Here is a 16,377-nt window from a genome sequence, read left to right as displayed (position 1 = left end):
TATTATCATTTCAGCCACCGGCGACATACAAACCATCTTCATGCATGCCGTATCAGCTGTACATCCTGTTCAGCTGATACGCCGTCATGTGCAGATAAAAGACCCTTCCACCCTTGTTATTTCGGGAGATGAATATGTTTTGTCCCCACAGGGGCGGCTGATCGTGCTGGGCGCTGGCAAGGCATCAGCTGCTATGGCGCAGGAGCTGGAGAAGGTGCTGGACGGGCATATGCGCCCTGAGGGGCTGGTTGTCACCAAACACGGGCATGGCCTGCCGCTGCAACACCTCACCCTATTGGAAGCCGGTCACCCCGTGCCGGACGAATACAGCCTGGAGGCTTCGCGGCGGTTCCTGGAAATAGCGGCAACAGCCCAGGCGGACGACCTGGTGATACTGCTGCTGTCGGGCGGTGCTTCGGCCCTGCTGGCCGATGTGCCGGAAGGCAGTTCACTGGCGGACGTACAACAGCTGTTCTCCCTGCTGCTGAACAGTGGGGCCAATATTCACGAAATGAACATCGTGCGTAAGCATCTCTCTAAAATAAAGGGCGGATGGCTGGCACAAAACATATACCCGGCCACGTTATGTGCGCTGGTGCTCAGTGATGTGGTGGGCGACGATCTGAGCGTGATCGGCTCCGGGCCGGCAGTACCTGACCCGTCCACCTTTGCCGATACCATGGCCATCCTGAAAAAGTACGGGCTGCTGGCGCAACTGCCACCCGCCCTGCTTCATTACCTTGAGAATGGCATTGCCGGTGTTATCTCCGATACGCCCAAGGCAGACAGTCCTTTTTTCAGGCAGGTACATCATTATCTTGCCGGCACCAATCGTATCGCCCTGGAAGCCGCGGCAGACAAGGCGCGCGAACTGGGGTACCATCCGCAGGTGCTGGCCGCCGATACTACCGGCGACGCCCATACGGTGGCCGACATGCTGACAGCAACCGCCATTGCCTGGCAGGGACCACGCCCCGGCTGTTTGCTTGCCGGCGGGGAAACAACCGTACAGGTCACCGGCACCGGCAAAGGAGGCCGCAATCAACAGCTGGCTCTGGCCGCAGCTATCAGGCTTGCAGCACAGGAAGGCATCACCCTGCTTAGTGCCGGTACGGATGGTACTGACGGGCCTACGAACGCCGCCGGCGCCATCGTTGACAGCCATACGCTGGAACGGGCCGCTGCCCTGCAACTCGACGCACCACATTTTTTACAGCAGCAGGACGCCTGGACATTCTTCTCAAAAGCAGGCGGGTTGCTGATTACAGGTCCTACACAAACCAACGTGATGGACCTCATGATCGTACTGATCACCTAAACACAAAAATCAACACACAGCTTTTGTTATTTAAACTTTGATTATCTGCTGATAGATTCTATTTTTGGGGTTTGATTCATAAGTTCTGGATTTTACTAAAACTAATATTGCATTATGCTGAGAATGGAACAGACATGGCGATGGTTCGGGCCCAATGATCCGGTTAGCCTGTCTGATATAAAACAGGCCGGTGCTACTGGTATCGTAACAGCATTGCACCATGTACCCAATGGAGTAGTGTGGACGACAGAAGAAATTTTAAAGCGTAAATCGGAGATCGAAGCCGCGGGCCTTACCTGGTCTGTAGTGGAGAGCATCCCTGTTCATGAAGATATTAAAACGCAGAGCGGTAATTTCCGGGAATATATTGCCAATTACCAGCAATCTATCCGTAACCTCGCTGCTGCCGGTATCCACGTAGTGACTTACAATTTCATGCCGGTGCTGGACTGGACCCGTACCGACCTGAATTACGAGGTGGCCGATGGTTCCAGGGCACTGCGTTTTGAAAAAGCAGCTTTCATGGCGTTCGACCTGTTCATGCTGAAACGTCCTGACGCGGAACAAGACTATACCCTGGAGGAAGTCTCCCGCGCGAAAGAACATTTCGACAGCATGACCGAAGCGTCCAAACAGCTGTTACAGAAAAATATTATCGCCGGCCTGCCCGGCTCCGAAGAGAGCTTCACCCTGGCACAGTTCCAGGCGGCACTCGACAAATACAAAGGTATTGACGCCACCCAACTGAAGCTGCACCTGTTCTATTTCCTGCAACAGATAGCACCGGTAGCCGAAGAGGTGGGCGTGAAACTGGCCATCCATCCGGATGATCCTCCGTTCCCGATTTTTGGGCTGCCCCGTATCGTGAGCACTGAGCAGGATGCCAAAGAGCTGCTGATCGCCGCTCCCTACGCCTCCAACGGACTGTGTTTCTGCACCGGCTCTTACGGTGTGCGCGCTGATAACGATCTGCCGGGCATGATCGAACGGCTGGGCGATCATATCCATTTCATCCATCTGCGCAGCACACAACGTGACGCACAGGGCAACTTCCACGAAGCCAATCACCTCGAAGGCGACGTAGACATGTTTGCCGTGGTGAAAAACATCCTGGTCACCATGAAACGCCGCAATGTTTCCATTCCAATGCGGCCGGACCATGGGCATCAGATGCTGGACGATCTGCAGAAAAAAACCAATCCGGGTTACAGCGCTATTGGCCGCCTGCGCGGACTGGCAGAGCTGAGAGGCCTGGAAATGGGCATAGCGGGGGCTTTAGGCTCTGATTGACTGACATCTACCAGCATCAGGTCTGCACAAAGAGTAAGGGTGGGGATAAGCAATACCATCGTCGGACTGAGATGCTACGCCAGAGCAGAAAGCATATTTGAGACCATACCGTAATGGCTGATTACGTGTACAAACAGCACTGTTCTTTACCATAATCATATTTGATCGAAGGGTTGACCACATGTCAGCCCTTCGTTGTTTCAACATACCAAACCTACACAGTATTTATGAGTACAACAGAAGAAAGGTACGAAGCATCCCTGGCCAGGAGAAAGTCCAGCCTGGGCCGGCTGCTCAGCCTCGTGAAAAAAGACCTCGACCAGCGACTGACAGAAAGGCTGCTGGACCGGGGCTACAAGAACTTCCGCCCCGGCGACATGGTGGTCCTGATCAACATCGACGATGCAGGCACCATCAACAACGAACTGGCTAAAAAAGCCCGTATCAGCAAACAAGCGATGAGCAAGGTGGTCAAAAACCTGGAAGCAGAAGGCTACATTGCCACCCGCAAACATGACACCGACAACCGCGCCGCCCTTATCTTCCTCACCGATATGGGAAAAATGCTGCTGATAGAAGCCTCTGAGTCTATCAAGGAAATTGAAACAAGCTACGTTGAAATCGTAGGAGAAGAAGACATCGCCTCCTTAAAACAGGTACTCCTGCGACTGCATGCAGGGCTGAACCTGTAACACTGCCATACCCTCTGTACTGTACGCATTCCAAACGCTTTTAACCCACCCCTCAGCGGCCCGGCTTCCGGCGCCGAACGGATATTTGTTGCCTTATTTCAGCGTCAGGTAATAAGTGGCCGCAGTGTCTTTTACCAGATGCGCCGACAAACATTGTTGTAACAACGCAATGGTTTCCTTTTCTGTTTTTTTGTTCAGGTTGATGGTGAGTTTTTTCTCGCAACGGCTTTCAGCAGAAGGGGGTACCGTGATCCGGATATCATAAAAACTGCAAACGGCATCCAGTATCTCGGCTGCCGGCACATTGCGGAATGAGAGCTGTCTTGTTTTCCATGCCAGCGGTGCCTGGCTGGCCAGTTTTTTCCGGGCAGGCGCTTTCGGGTGTTCCAGCGTTCCCTGCATGCTGGCAGTGAGCATCATAGTGTCCGGCCTGTTCCCCGAAATGCCGATTTCGCCGCGGGTCACGAACACTTTCGCGCCTTTGGCAGACGCGTGCACATGAAAGGCCGCAGCAGTCGTTTCCAGCCGGTAATCTCCGGGCACCAGCACCGTACACGAAGTATGGGCGTTGAGATCAAAGAAGACATCCCCTTTTGATACTACGGCATAAACAGATTGTTTGTCACTGCTGTCGAACGAAATGGCCGCGTTTTTGTTCAGTATGATATAACCACCCGGAAGACGTAATGAATCCAGCCGGCCGGTATTGTTGACATGAGCAAACATTTTGCGGGGCGCTGTCTGACGGAAACATAACATCAGTACTGCCACCAGCGCGATGAGGACCGCAGCCGCCACCCATTTTCTGACAGAAAGGAAAGCCGGCGATGCTGTTGTTTTCACCGCAGTGGTCGCAACAACAGGCGCGCCTGAAGCTGTCAGCCATGCTGCCAGCTTGTTTTCCACGTAAAGGGCCTGCTCGGGGCTTTCAGCAACAAAAGCCGCGATGGCCTCCTGTAAGGCAGGATCGTGCGGAGATTGGATAAAACGTATAATCAGCTCATCAATAGCTGGCATAGGTGCAAAAAGTTACTGTCCTGTGGCTGGAAAATCGGTATAACCGGCAAGATACAAAAGCCGGCGCACACAATAAATAATTAGGCCACCTCGGGAAGGTTTAATATTTTTAATACAGACAGAAATGGCAAAAACGATAGGTATGTCACCTGAAATACACTACGACCAGGACTACATTGAGGGCTTGCTGCATCATACCCCCGAAATAATTGATGATATCTACCAGCGTTTCGCCTCTAAAGAGAAACGTTTCATACTGCAGAAAAGCGGCACTGTCAAAGACGCAGCCCATATTTTTGAAGAAGCATTGATGGACATCTACTATTATGCACGGCGTCATCCGTTGCAGGTAAGCTCTTTTGAGCCCTTTCTGCAACTGCTCTGCAAACGTATATGGGAGCGCGAACTGGAGAAGCGGGGACAACGCATTGCCGGTATGGAAGCGGAAGAAAATGCCGCCCTCACCCGCGATGATATGATCGATATAGAAGACGTGCTGAAGGAAGGCGAAAAAAGAAGGCTCGCCTATAGCTTATATCTCCAGCTCAACGACTCCTGCCGGGAATTACTGAGCTGGTCGCTCACCGACTGCCTCCAGGAAGACATTGCTGTTGCCACAAAAATACCGGTACAGGACTTACCTGCCACCAGGCAGGCCTGCTACCTCTCCCTGTTCAAAGACCTCGACGCCCGGCTGAAATCCGGTAGCATGGCCGCAGAAGACCTATCAACAGCCGATCGTTACCTGTCAGGCCAGCTGCCCGAAGCAGAAAATAAACTCTTCGAAGCGCGGCTGAAAACCGATACTACACTGCAACAGCAGGTAAAAAGATTTGACCTGTTCCGCCGGCTGCTGGCACAGCGCGTCTGTAAAGACCCTGACCGCGAAGCCATCCTGCATCAGTTGTTTTCCCGCCGTAACGCCTGGTTTTCACCGAAAGAAAGCACGCCCACGCCTATCCGCAACACTGTTATACTCATCGCCCTGTTCGCCGCCGGCGTGGCCATTATGCTTTACATCAGCCCCTGGCGGAAAAATATCTACCGCCAGTTTGCTTCCACTGAAATGCAGGCACCAGACACCGACAGTCTCCGGCTACCGCGCGAAGCCATCGAAAAATTCAACCGTGGCCACTTCAGCGATGCCATCATCATCCTCGATAAAGTACTGCAACAACATCCCAATAACCTCTACGCCCGCTATTACCGCGGCGTAAGCAAAGTTGACCTGAACCAGCTGGAGCCGGCCAGGGCAGATCTGGTACAGGTATACCAACAAAGCAACGATCTGAAATATGAAGCCGCTTTTTATATGGGACTGAGCTATCTTAAGGAAGGACACAAGCAGGAATGTCTGGACTGGCTACTCAAAATACCATCCCAGGCTCCCAATTATATCAAAGTGCAGAAGCTGATAGAAGAACTAGGCGGATAACCTATACGGATTACTACTGTAATGGATAAAGCTTTCCACCTCTTCTTTAATCAGTTCATATACAGGCGCTTTTTCCCTTTTTATGCGCACCAACTGCTGCAATACAAGAAAGTAAATTTCTCCCCTGCTGCAGCCATCCATCTGGGCTTTAAGAATGTCATTTTTTACCGCTTCACAACTGTTGGCATCCAGTTTCTGGTAAATAACATACAAGTCGTTCATCCAACTCATACCTCTAAAGTTTTTATTTCATAGGAACCTAAAGATATTAAAAAAAATCCTAAATCACAAATAAATCACGGGGTTACGGACAGGCAGGTTCCGGAGCACTTCTTCTACCTCCGGGTCATGGTTTAACATCAGCCAGAGGCGGTAATAATCAGTATTGTTATAAGCGGCTGCGCCAAACAGCAGGAAGGGCTGCGCTACCGGCCACTCGCTCCAATACATCACATCTTTGGGATAAGGCCAGGTACTTTTATCTTTTACATAGGGATACAGGAAAGCGATGCCTTTGGCCATATTACGCTGTTCTGTTGTATACCGCCACAGGTCATTCTTTTTGTCGCTCAGCAGCTGACAGATAGTGCTCATGGCATCGAGGTTAAACAGCGAGTAGCCGTAAGGTTTAGTACGCCGCAGCTCCTGTGGAAAACTACCGTCTTCTGCCATCTGGGCGGGCAACAGCACGGTCTTATACCGGTTAATGCAGAAGTCGGTCCACTTCCTGTTACCGGTGAACTTCGCAAAAGCGGCTACCTGCATCACCCAGCAGGTGCCATGGTTGTTTTTGGCGTTCATCTCATCTTTACCATAGGGATGTGTGGTCATCCAGGTGAGATAGGCCGTAAACCAGCTCTTAAAAGCCGCCAGGTCTGACGGCGGTATCATACCTGCCTTTTCCATAATGTGCAACGCCTGCACCACTTCCAGCAGATGAATAGTATCGATGATACCGATCCCTCTGCCGGTAGCCCTGCCTTTGATAGCCTGCGCATAAAGCAGGCTAGGGTTCATCCGGGTAGCTTCCTCCTCAAACCAGGCACGGGCATGCACCAACGCATGCTGTAGGTAGGTCTTGTCTTTAGTGGCCACGTAACCCGCTGCCAGCGCGCCCATAATGCGGCTGAAGCGGATCATCACCTGCCGGTGCTCCACAAAATTATCGGGGTTGCTCTGCCCGTCACGCTGCACATACGGGCTGTCAGCATGCGCGGGATTGGGCCACCAGTAATCGCCTTCCGAATAAAAGTCATGTTTGCCGCCCGCACTACGGTCACAGCTAAACGCTGTAATGGTCAGCGGTGTTTGTTGCATGGCCCAGGCCGCCCGCTCTGTAATAGCCGGTCTGGTGTCTTGCAGCACTTTCTTCAGAAAGGGAGACTGCGCCTGTGTTTGCCCCGCAAACAACAACAAGAAGAGTAAGATGTACCGCATGCTATAAAACATTTGTTTCATGAAAAAGCAGCAAAGAAGGCATTTTTGCTTCTTTGCTGCCCGTACCGCTGAGGTTATCAGCGCTTTATGGTGAATACTTTTCCGTCGTGCCCGCCCACTTCCATGGTAAAGCTGCCGGTATGCCGGCCGTAACTCTTCCCTGTCCAGTAATCCAGCACCTCACAGGGCTTGTCCAGTTTTACCGTTAGTTTTTTGGGAGATGTTTGCCAGTTGAGGAAGATAATATTTTTTCCTGTAGTAGTGTTCACTTCCCCCACTTCAAAATCCGTATTGCTGAAAGCCGCAGCCCTGGCGGTGGGCGGCACCGCTTTACGCAACATGTTCAACCGCTCCGGCGTTATTTTCGTAAGATCATCACCGCTGAGCAACATGCCGCCGGTAGCATATATCAGCGCAGCATGGAAATTAAATTCATTGTCAGGCATGTTACCGGTCAGCACCAGGCAGTCGGGATCGTTCCACCACAGGCGGCCATTTTGCCAGGAACGGTACAGGTTTTCACGGCCGGATTTTTCAAACACCGTCCAGGTACGTTTGATGTCCATATTGCTGCGGGAACCGTGTACCAAGCCCAGCGAAGGCCACAGCGGATGGTTACAGCCAAGGATAAACGCATCGCGCGTGCCTTTGAGCACCGCTTCCATACCACGGCGGTAAGCCTCTACCCTCGTGGCCTGCTTGTCGTAATAAACACCACCATGGATAGCGCCCCAGAAATTGGCGTCGAGCTTGAAATAAGTCACGCCCCAATCATTGCGCATAGTGCGGAACAACTGCTCAAAATGCCGCTGTACTTCGGGATGTGTGCCATCCAGCACATACCACGGTTTCAGGCGCCAACCGCCGAAAGTCACCAGGTCACTGCGTAGCGGTTTACCGCTCTTGTCTTTCACCAGCCAGTCCGGATGTTGTTTGAAGATAGTGGAATAGCTGTCGCAGATAAAAGGTGCCACCCATATGGCCGGCTCAAATCCTTTATCACGGATGGTATGCAACACCTGCTGCACATTGCCGCCGAAAGAGTTGCCCACTTCCAGCCAGTCTCCCATATGCGGCTGATAACCATCGTCCAGCTGGATGTATTTCAGCGCCGGGATATTGGTTTTGATGTAATCGAGATTATCGTAAATATTTTGTGCGGTTACTTTAGGACCGAAACAATACCATGAGCACCAGCCGGTAGGCGGCGCTTTAAATTCCAGCCGCGGATGAAAATGATGGATACGGTTGGCGAAGCGGTCCAGCAGGTTATTGCCGTCTTTACCGCTGAGCACCATCAGCTCTTCCAGCTTAAACTCCCTGCCCGGTGCCAGTTCCAGGTCTTCCAGGTCCACCACCGCTTTGATGGTATCGGCAGACAGATAGAACTTGCCTACAAAACGGTTGCTGGAAGTATATCCCAGCAGCAGCTGTGCGTCCTTTGCGGGATACAGGCGCAACAGGTTGTATACCGCCAGGTAGCCATCAGGCTTGGGTATCTTATAGTGGCCTTCATCGGTATAGTTACCCAGGGCCCTGGGGGCCGCCAGTGTGCCAGCCGATTGTGTCAGCATCTGGAAACCTTCTGCATAAAAGGGTGTAGAGGGAGCCAGCACTTTCCCCACAGCACCCAGCACCACTTCTTTCAGCCGTATTGGCTGGCTACCGGTGTTGACTACACGTACATCACACAGTTCGCCGGACCAGTTACGTACTACCTTTACCGTAGCCGGCGCTACTGCGCCGCCTGATTGATAAACGGTGGCAGCACTGGCTTTCAGCGATTTTATAAACTGGTCTGTTTCGCCTGCCCTGGTCAGTAACTGGCCCAGCAGCAAACAGCCCGTCAATATCAGGGATTGTTTTTTCATAACGATCATCATTTTGGTTGCATAGTGATTTCGAATAATTTCATTAACTCCTGCCCGCTGATCCGGTTAGGCTTGATAGTGATCTCATATTCCCCGGCGGGCAGCCTGATGTCTTGCAGGGGCTGTGTTACGATCTCCGTTTTCCTGGCAGATTTCACTTCAGCGTTGATCACATTTTTACCGATGCGGATTTCGTAAGCATTGCCGGGAGGCTGGTCTGTAGCGTATTTGATGCCAATGCTAAATATTGCGTCGCGGGTAGTCCGTATTTTCCAGCTAAGGTACTGGTCCATGTTTTTCCAACCTTGTACATAGTACGCGACCTTTTTACCGTCACCAAAGGAGAAGTCTTTGCCGTGTTGTGTGGCATCGAACGCCCGCAGCACGTTTGTCAGACGGCGGGTATCGAGTACACGTACACTGTCGCCTTTCATATCCTTCATCTCGAGGACGATCACGCTGTTAATACTGTCCGGTGCCGTTTCCGGCAACACGATGCTCAGGTCTTTCGGATTTACGCGGGTTACTTTAACAGGTTGTTTGCTGGCCAGCAGGTAAGCGTTTTCCACTTTGCCATACAGTCCGCCCACATACAAGGGATTTCCCCATTGAAATACATGCAGGTACAGCTTATTGCCTTTTCGGGTACTTTCTCCCCAGGGCTGCGCAGGTAATGGTGTGGCAGTAGTGCCATAGATACTCTCTCCGTTCTGTTGCATCCAGGCGCCAATGCCATGGAGAATAACGGTGTCCCGCGGGTCGATGGTACCGTCGCCTTCCGGCCCGATATTCATCAGCAGGTTGCCTCCTTTGGCTGCCGCTTTGGCCATCAGGCGGATAAAGAAGCTTACCGGCTTGTGACTGCTGTCATAACGGGAATACCCATACGATTCGTTGGTAGTGGGGATAGCCTCCCAGTCGCCGGTGACAGGGTAAAACTCTGCCGGCCTGTCGGAAGTGTTTTTATAGTCACCGAAGGAAATATTGCCGGTACGCGCCAGTCTTCCGTTCACCACCACGTTTTTATCCACCGCGCGGATAGCTTCCAGGATACGGATATTTTCACTCAGCGGCAGCTTGTGCGGTGTATCAAACCAAAGGATGTCCGGGTGGTATTTGCGCAGCAGTTCCTGAATCTGCGGAATGGATTTTTCGTTGACATACCTTACCGCTTTGGGCAGTAGTTCCGGATGTGCGTCGTACCAGTTGCCGCCGCCATGCAGGTTTTTATCTCCGCCGGGATTATTATAATCCCAGTCGTTGCCGGGAGCGTCCGGATGTTCCCAGTCAAACGCATGGGAATAATAGAACCCGAAACGGATGCCATATTTCTTACAGGCGGCAGAAAGGGCAGCCATGGGGTCCTGTTTAAAAGGCGACTGGCCGATACTGTAATCACCGATGGCGGTGGGATACATGGCCACGCCATCGTGATGTTTGGCGGTAATGATGAGGTAACGCATGCCTGCGTCACGGATCATTTTCACCCAGGCATCGGCATCAAAGTGTACCGGGTTAAAGTGCTGTATCAGTTTTTGCGCGTACTCCTGCCGGCTGATTTTCTCCTTGCGCATCAGGTGTTCGGCATAACCTTCCACTTTTTTACCGTTCCATTCGCCACCTGGCACGGAATATACGCCCCAGTGGATAAAGCAGCCGAAGCGCGCTTCGCGCCACCAGGCGATGCGCTGGTCGTGGTTTTTCATGGAGGCGGTCCACCAGCCGTTGACAGCGGTATCGATGGCCGCTTTATCCCGGCTGGCAGCCCGCTGTGCAAGGATGCCGTCGTCATCACCCTTTACCTGGGCAACAGCAGCAGTGGATATAACGCCAACGGCTATACTTAATATTGTTTTTCTAAAAGTCATTGTATGTCGTAGGTTTTACCGGCCACGGTAGGCACATCATACTCATATGCTTTTTTAAGTGACAGCTCCGCCAGTTTGGAGGCATCTTTCACTTCTGTCTTTACTGGTATGGGCAGGGGATAAAAAGGATTGTTGTTGATACCGGAGGCTTGCTGCAGCGCGGCGCCATTGATTTTCACCGGGCTGGACGTGCGTATGCGCAGGTTACCGCCCAGTGATGAACGTACCACCGCATGGGTGAGCTGACCGTTTTTCCATTCCATATCGACTTCAAAACCACCGCGTGCCTTTAACCCCTTTACGCTGCCGGCAGGCCACACGTCGGGCAGGGCGGGCAGCAGGTGAACGACGCCGTCATGGCTCTGTACCAGCATTTCAGTGATGCCGGAAGTAACGCCGAAGTTACCGTCTATCTGAAAAGGCGGATGGGCATCGAACAGGTTGGGATAAGAGCCGCCGCTGTTGTCGGCTACGCTCACTTCCTGCCCGCCGGCGAGAAACAGTTGTTTATTCAGCATCGTATAGGCGTGGTTGCCATCTTCGAGGCGCGCCCACCAGTTGATCTTCCAGGACTTGGACCATCCGGTGCCACCATCACCGCGCAGCAGCAGGCTGCGTTTGGCCGCTGCGGCGAGCGTTGCGTCCCGGCGCGGGTTGATGAAGTTGCCCGGAAAGAGACCATACACATGAGAGACGTGCCGGTGGCTGTCTTTCGGGTCGTCCCAGTCTTTATACCATTCCTGCAGCTGGCCATACTGCCCTGCGTGGAAGGGATACATATCTTTCATCCTGTCTTTCATTCTGGCGATCAGGTCAGCATCTTTACCCAACACTGTGGCGGCACGTATCGTGTTGGTAAACAGGTCATGAATGATAGACAAATCCATCGTGGAAGCAATGCTGACAGAACCTTCCCTTTTGCCGTCTATGAGGAAATTATTTTCAGGCGTAGTGGAAGGGTTGGTCACCCACTGACCGTTTTCGTTTTTAATAAGCCAGTCGAGCATAAATTCCGCAGCTCCTTTAAGGTCGGGATACATCTGTGCCAGCTGTTGTTTGTCGCCGGTAAACAGGTAGTGTTCCCACAGGTGACGGCTCAGCCAAGCCCCGCCCATAGGCCATATTGCCCATTTGGGATTTCCGTTGGGGTCGCTGAAATCGAAACCACCTACCGGGTTGGTCATCGCCCAGATATCTGTGTTGTGATGGGCGGTCCACCCGGAGGCACCGTAATTAACGGCAGCGGTTACACGTCCGCGTTTGGCCATTTTATGGATGAAGTCAAACAGTGGCTGGCCGCATTCTGACAGGTTCGCGGTTTCGGAAGGCCAGTAGTTCATCTCCGTGTTGATATTGATCGTGTAATTAGATCCCCATGGTGGCTGCATTTCCTTGTTCCACAGGCCTTGCAGGGAAAGCGCAGGGCCGCCTTTACGGGAACCGGCGATCATGAGATAGCGGCCATATTGGTACAATAGCGTGGTCAGTTGCGGGTCGCGGTTGCCGCCGGCGCCGGTATAGGCTTTCAGCCGTTCATCCGTGGGCAGTTTTTCTCCACCATCCGTGCCGAGGTTGAGGGCAACCTTACTGAACAAGCGTTGGTAATCTGCCAGGTGTGTATTCAGCAACGTTGTGTAGGAAGCGTTTTGTGCCTTCTTCAGTGGCGCCATCGCGGCGGCAGCGGGGTCACCGGCCCAGTCTTCCGGGCTTTTGTAGCTGGTACCGACAGACACCAGCAACATCGCTTCGGTGGCACCATTGACGGTAATACCGGCAGTATCGGTTGTTACTTTTCCACCGTTGGTGTGGGCGTCGATGTGTACTTCATAGTTGATGCCTTTATCGCCGTAAACAATTTGTTTGGCTTCATAAGGGCGGCTGGCCACATATTCCGGGCAACGGCCTTTCATCACAATGTAGTGGTTGTTGAGCGCCTTATTCGTATGTGGCATCGGGTTAGCGAAGCTGGTATGGAAACGCAGCATGCCCGGTTTACTGGCGGTATAACGGACAACCAGCAACTGTGCGGGATAACTCGAAAATACTTCCCGGGTGTAATGCACACCGTTGGCCGTATAGGAAACTTTGCTGACGCTGCGGTTGAGGTCTAGTTCGCGGTAATAATTCTCAGCGTTCTGCGGCACGTCGGCTTCAATAAAAAGGCTCCCCAGTGTAATGTAACGCGCGCTATAGGTGCCCATCATTTTTTTGGCCAGCTTGTCGGCTTCTTTGTATTTGCCTTCGTTGAGCAGCTGGCGCATCTGTGGCAGTGTTTCTTTGGCAAGCGGGTTGTCGCCGTTGCGTGGCGTGCCGGACCACAGAAAACCTTCATTGAGCTGAAGTTCCTCTTTTTGCACACCGCCGAAGACCATTGCGCCAATGCGGCCATTGCCCACGGGCAGCCCCTCTACCCATTGCCGGGCAGGCTGTCGGTACCAGAGCTTCAGCAGGGAATCGGCCGGGGTGGCGGCATTGGCCTGCCACGAAAAAATCAGCAGCCCTATCCCGGTAAAAATTTTTTTCATGAGCACATCGTGTTTGAGTACAGTTAATAGGTAATGGTAGTGAAGCCGGAGGTCATGTCTTTAGCAGCAACGGCTATTACAGCGGTGCCGGCAGGCTTGTCTGTACGCAGGAAAATACAGCCCTGACCGTTAGCCAGCTGCACTTTGCGGGAGCCGCTGGCAGTGCCCTGATCGATGATCAGCTGGCCATCGCCTGCCAGTGAGAAGGTGATTTCGTTGGCTGCGTCGAGGCAAAGCACACCTTTTTCATCTACAGCTTTTACACGCACCTTACGAAGATGATCGCCGGTAAAGGATTTATCTTCTTCCAGTACCAGTTTTACAGGTTTAGACCAGGCGGCGGTCTGGTATTGCCAGCTGAGTTCATCCGTAACGCTTTCTTTTCCCTGGCGGGCCACCACTTTTATCTGGTTGGCGCCGGTCTGCAATGGCACCTGCCAACGCAGGCCTGCTGCGGGAAAGTCCTGGCTGTTGCGTTTTTTGATGCCGGCGCTTTTACCGTTTACAAACAGCTCTGCTTCCGTGCAGTTGGAATACACCCGTATTTCTTTGGCTTCTCCTTCCCTGCCCCAGCGTACGGGCCAGCCGTGACCGTAAATGTGCGCCATAGGCGCTTTGGTCCAGTACGACTGGAACACGTAGTATATTTCTTTCGGCGTGAGGTCGCGGGCCACAATGCCTTTCTGATTAACATAAGGCACCGGGTTTTCCGGCCGCAACGGTGTGGAAAAATCTTTAAACACCCAGTAGGCCGTGCCGGTCAGCTGAGGCATGGTTTCCTGTTCCTTCAGGTGCCAGTCTACCAGGTTCACCGCGTAAGACTCAGACCAGTCGCCATCTTTGGAGGCCCTTGCATTGCCGCCGGTAAGCGCAAAATCACCAGTGCGTTCATCAGCGCCTTTGCCGGTAGCTATTTGTTTGATGAACTGTTCCGGATCTTCCGCAAAGCGTCCCTGATGACTGTCGGCGCCCCATTCAGCATGGAAGAAATGCGGCACCCGGGCGATCTCTTTCAGGCTTTCGGACTTGTATTCCGTATAGCGCCCGCGGTACCAGCCGGCCCAAATGGAGGGCGAGTATACGTCCACGATATCTTTACAGAAATCACAGCGGCGAATGGTGGTTTTGCGGGTACTGTCCTGCTGATGCGCCATGGTATTAAGTTCCGACATGAATGCGCGGATTTTCTCTTTATCGAATTCCGGGAAATCTCCGGGCCAGTCGTTTTCGTTGCCCAGCCCCCAGAGGATGACGGCAGGATGGTTACGGTGCTGGCTGATCATGTTGGTCAGCATCCTGCGTGCCTGTTCCTTGTATGTATCACCACCGAGGCCGCCTCTGCACCAGGGAATTTCTTCCCATACAAGGATACCGAGGCTGTCGCACAGTTGCAATACAATACGGGACTGCTGATAGTGCCCCAGGCGGATGAAGTTGGCGCCCATGTTTTTAATGAGGAGCATTTCTTTCCGGATCATGTCTTCCGTCATGGCGGCGGCCACGCCGGCGTGGTCTTCATGGCGGTGTGTGCCTTGCAACAGCAGCCGTTTGCCGTTGAGCAGGAAAGGCCCCTGTTTCACAAATTCAAAGTGCCGGAAGCCGGTATGGTCTTTCCATTCGGCGGTACCGGCGGCGGAGGTGAGGCGGGCTTCCACCGTATACAGGCGGGGCTGGTCGGGTGACCATAACACCGGCTTTTTCAGGGAGATGCCTGCCAGTTGTTGTTCACCGGAAGATATATCGATGTCCTGACGGATTTCTTTTACCACCTTATGTTGCGGGTCGGATATCCGCAGTTCCAGTGTGCCGCGGCTGATGTGGCCGGGATTACGGAATGCCGCGCTGATGGTGAGGGTACCGTTGCTGCCGGTGGCGTCTGTAACGGCTTGTATATGCAGTGTTTCGAATGATAACGCCGGCGTATATACGATATTGAGGTACCGGTACAATCCGCCGTATACATTAAAGTCTGACATGTCCGAAGGGATCATTTCGAGGTCGCGGGTGTTGTCGCAACGTATGGACACCGGTACCTTTCCTTTAAAGCGTTTGGCTTCCGGCGATTGCAGGAACTGCTTCACCGCATCGGTGATGTCAACAGTCCATTCATCGTAGCCGCCGGTATGGGAGCCTACTTTGGTGGTATATACGTATACCGCTGTTTTTTGTCCTGCGCCTTCAAAATGCAGCAGCGTACGCCCGTCGGCGTAGGGATTTTTAATATCCAGCAGGGAGCGGTACCAACCGGGGCCTTCGTAGTAGTTTTCTTCCGGGCTTACGGCGTCTGTAGCGTTGAAGCAGTGTGGCAGGGTTACCGGTTGCCACAGGGGCACTGATTCGGGGCTGCCGTCTGCGACGGGCCTTACGGCTTCCCAGATGCCGCCGAGGTCTCCCCGGAGATATTCCCAGTGCCGGGTAAGGCGGGTTGATTGTTGTGCCTGACAAAAGTAACCGCCTGACAACAGGCACCATAACATCCACCAAAATCCTGTTCTTTTCATATACGTTGTTGGTCAAAAATTGTTGGTCAAAAGAAACGCCGTTACCGCCATTGCCATGGCAATTCATTGTATTACGGAGTTCTCAAAGCGATCCTGAATCTGGTTGTTGACGCTATTTCCCGGCAGCTGTTTTTGTCTCATAACGTGTTTTTACAGCAGGCCTGAAATAGAATAGTGAAAGTTATGCAAACGGTTGCATAACTTTCACTATTATTTTGTCTTTTATCGGTATTTTTTTAAACCGTGATGGGCATGATCATGGCTGATCCGTTTGATGGGCGCGGATCGGTACCGTAATCAACTGCCTCTGTGGCAAGTCCCGGGCAGGAGCCCGCACGCCGCCCGCCGATAGTGGAACGGCGCCTGTTTTTAAAGCACCTTTGCTTTCATCGATGATGCCCATGTGCAGCAGGTATATGCAAG

Annotated in this window: 11 protein-coding genes; 4 read left to right on the top strand and 7 right to left on the bottom strand. The window is 52.7% G+C overall.

Annotated features, from left to right (window positions below; genetic code table 11):
• Position 1 precedes the first annotated feature (1 nt).
• The 3 genes from HGH92_RS34180 to HGH92_RS15035 all read left to right on the top strand — a co-directional run bounded on the left by HGH92_RS34180 (position 2) and on the right by HGH92_RS15035 (position 3,300).
• A complete protein-coding gene (locus HGH92_RS34180) occupies positions 2 to 1,318 on the top strand; it encodes a glycerate kinase (protein ID WP_317166443.1) in 1,317 nt (438 codons plus the stop codon).
• A gap of 114 nt (positions 1,319 to 1,432) precedes the next feature.
• Complete coding sequence (uxuA, locus tag HGH92_RS15040; protein WP_168871628.1) at positions 1,433 to 2,608, top strand: mannonate dehydratase; 1,176 nt, start codon at positions 1,433 to 1,435, stop codon at positions 2,606 to 2,608.
• Positions 2,609 to 2,835: 227 nt separating this feature from the next.
• On the top strand, positions 2,836 to 3,300 hold the full coding sequence (locus HGH92_RS15035) for a MarR family winged helix-turn-helix transcriptional regulator (RefSeq protein ID WP_168871627.1): 465 nt from the start codon (positions 2,836 to 2,838) through the stop codon (positions 3,298 to 3,300).
• Positions 3,301 to 3,393: 93 nt separating this feature from the next.
• Here HGH92_RS15035 and HGH92_RS15030 read toward each other — a convergent pair whose 3' ends face one another.
• Entirely contained in the window at positions 3,394 to 4,317 is a 924-nt protein-coding gene (locus tag HGH92_RS15030; protein ID WP_168871626.1) for a hypothetical protein, read from the bottom strand.
• A gap of 142 nt (positions 4,318 to 4,459) precedes the next feature.
• Here HGH92_RS15030 and HGH92_RS15025 point away from each other — a divergent pair, with 142 nt between their 5' ends.
• Positions 4,460 to 5,752, top strand: a complete 1,293-nt coding sequence (locus HGH92_RS15025; RefSeq protein ID WP_168871625.1) for a hypothetical protein — start codon at positions 4,460 to 4,462, stop codon at positions 5,750 to 5,752.
• Here HGH92_RS15025 and HGH92_RS15020 read toward each other — a convergent pair.
• The 6 genes from HGH92_RS15020 to HGH92_RS14995 form a co-directional block, all read right to left on the bottom strand.
• A complete protein-coding gene (locus HGH92_RS15020; protein WP_168871624.1) occupies positions 5,741 to 5,983 on the bottom strand; it encodes a hypothetical protein in 243 nt (80 codons plus the stop codon). The two genes, HGH92_RS15025 and HGH92_RS15020, sit on opposite strands and share 12 nt — an antisense overlap.
• Positions 5,984 to 6,037: 54 nt before the next feature.
• The gene (locus tag HGH92_RS15015) at positions 6,038 to 7,189 is read right to left on the bottom strand and encodes an alginate lyase family protein (RefSeq protein WP_247654950.1); all 1,152 of its coding nucleotides are present in this window, start codon (positions 7,187 to 7,189) and stop codon (positions 6,038 to 6,040) included.
• Between the two features lie 77 nt (positions 7,190 to 7,266).
• Positions 7,267 to 9,060 (bottom strand): glycoside hydrolase family 36 protein, encoded by a 1,794-nt coding sequence (locus HGH92_RS15010; protein WP_168871622.1) that lies wholly within the window; start codon positions 9,058 to 9,060, stop codon positions 7,267 to 7,269.
• An 8-nt stretch (positions 9,061 to 9,068) separates the two neighbouring features.
• Positions 9,069 to 10,928, bottom strand: a complete 1,860-nt coding sequence (locus tag HGH92_RS15005) for an alpha-L-fucosidase (RefSeq protein ID WP_168871621.1) — start codon at positions 10,926 to 10,928, stop codon at positions 9,069 to 9,071.
• Positions 10,925 to 13,453, bottom strand: a complete 2,529-nt coding sequence (locus HGH92_RS15000) for a glycosyl hydrolase family 95 catalytic domain-containing protein (RefSeq protein WP_168871620.1) — start codon at positions 13,451 to 13,453, stop codon at positions 10,925 to 10,927. Before HGH92_RS15000 ends, HGH92_RS15005 begins: the two co-directional genes overlap by 4 nt.
• 23 nt (positions 13,454 to 13,476) lie before the next feature.
• Positions 13,477 to 15,954, bottom strand: coding sequence for a glycoside hydrolase family 2 TIM barrel-domain containing protein (locus HGH92_RS14995; RefSeq protein WP_247654949.1), 2,478 nt, complete (start codon positions 15,952 to 15,954; stop codon positions 13,477 to 13,479).
• Positions 15,955 to 16,377 lie beyond the last annotated feature (423 nt).

Source organism: Chitinophaga varians (assembly GCF_012641275.1).
GTDB lineage: Bacteria > Bacteroidota > Bacteroidia > Chitinophagales > Chitinophagaceae > Chitinophaga > Chitinophaga varians_A.
This window is presented reverse-complemented; position numbering and strand designations above follow the sequence as displayed.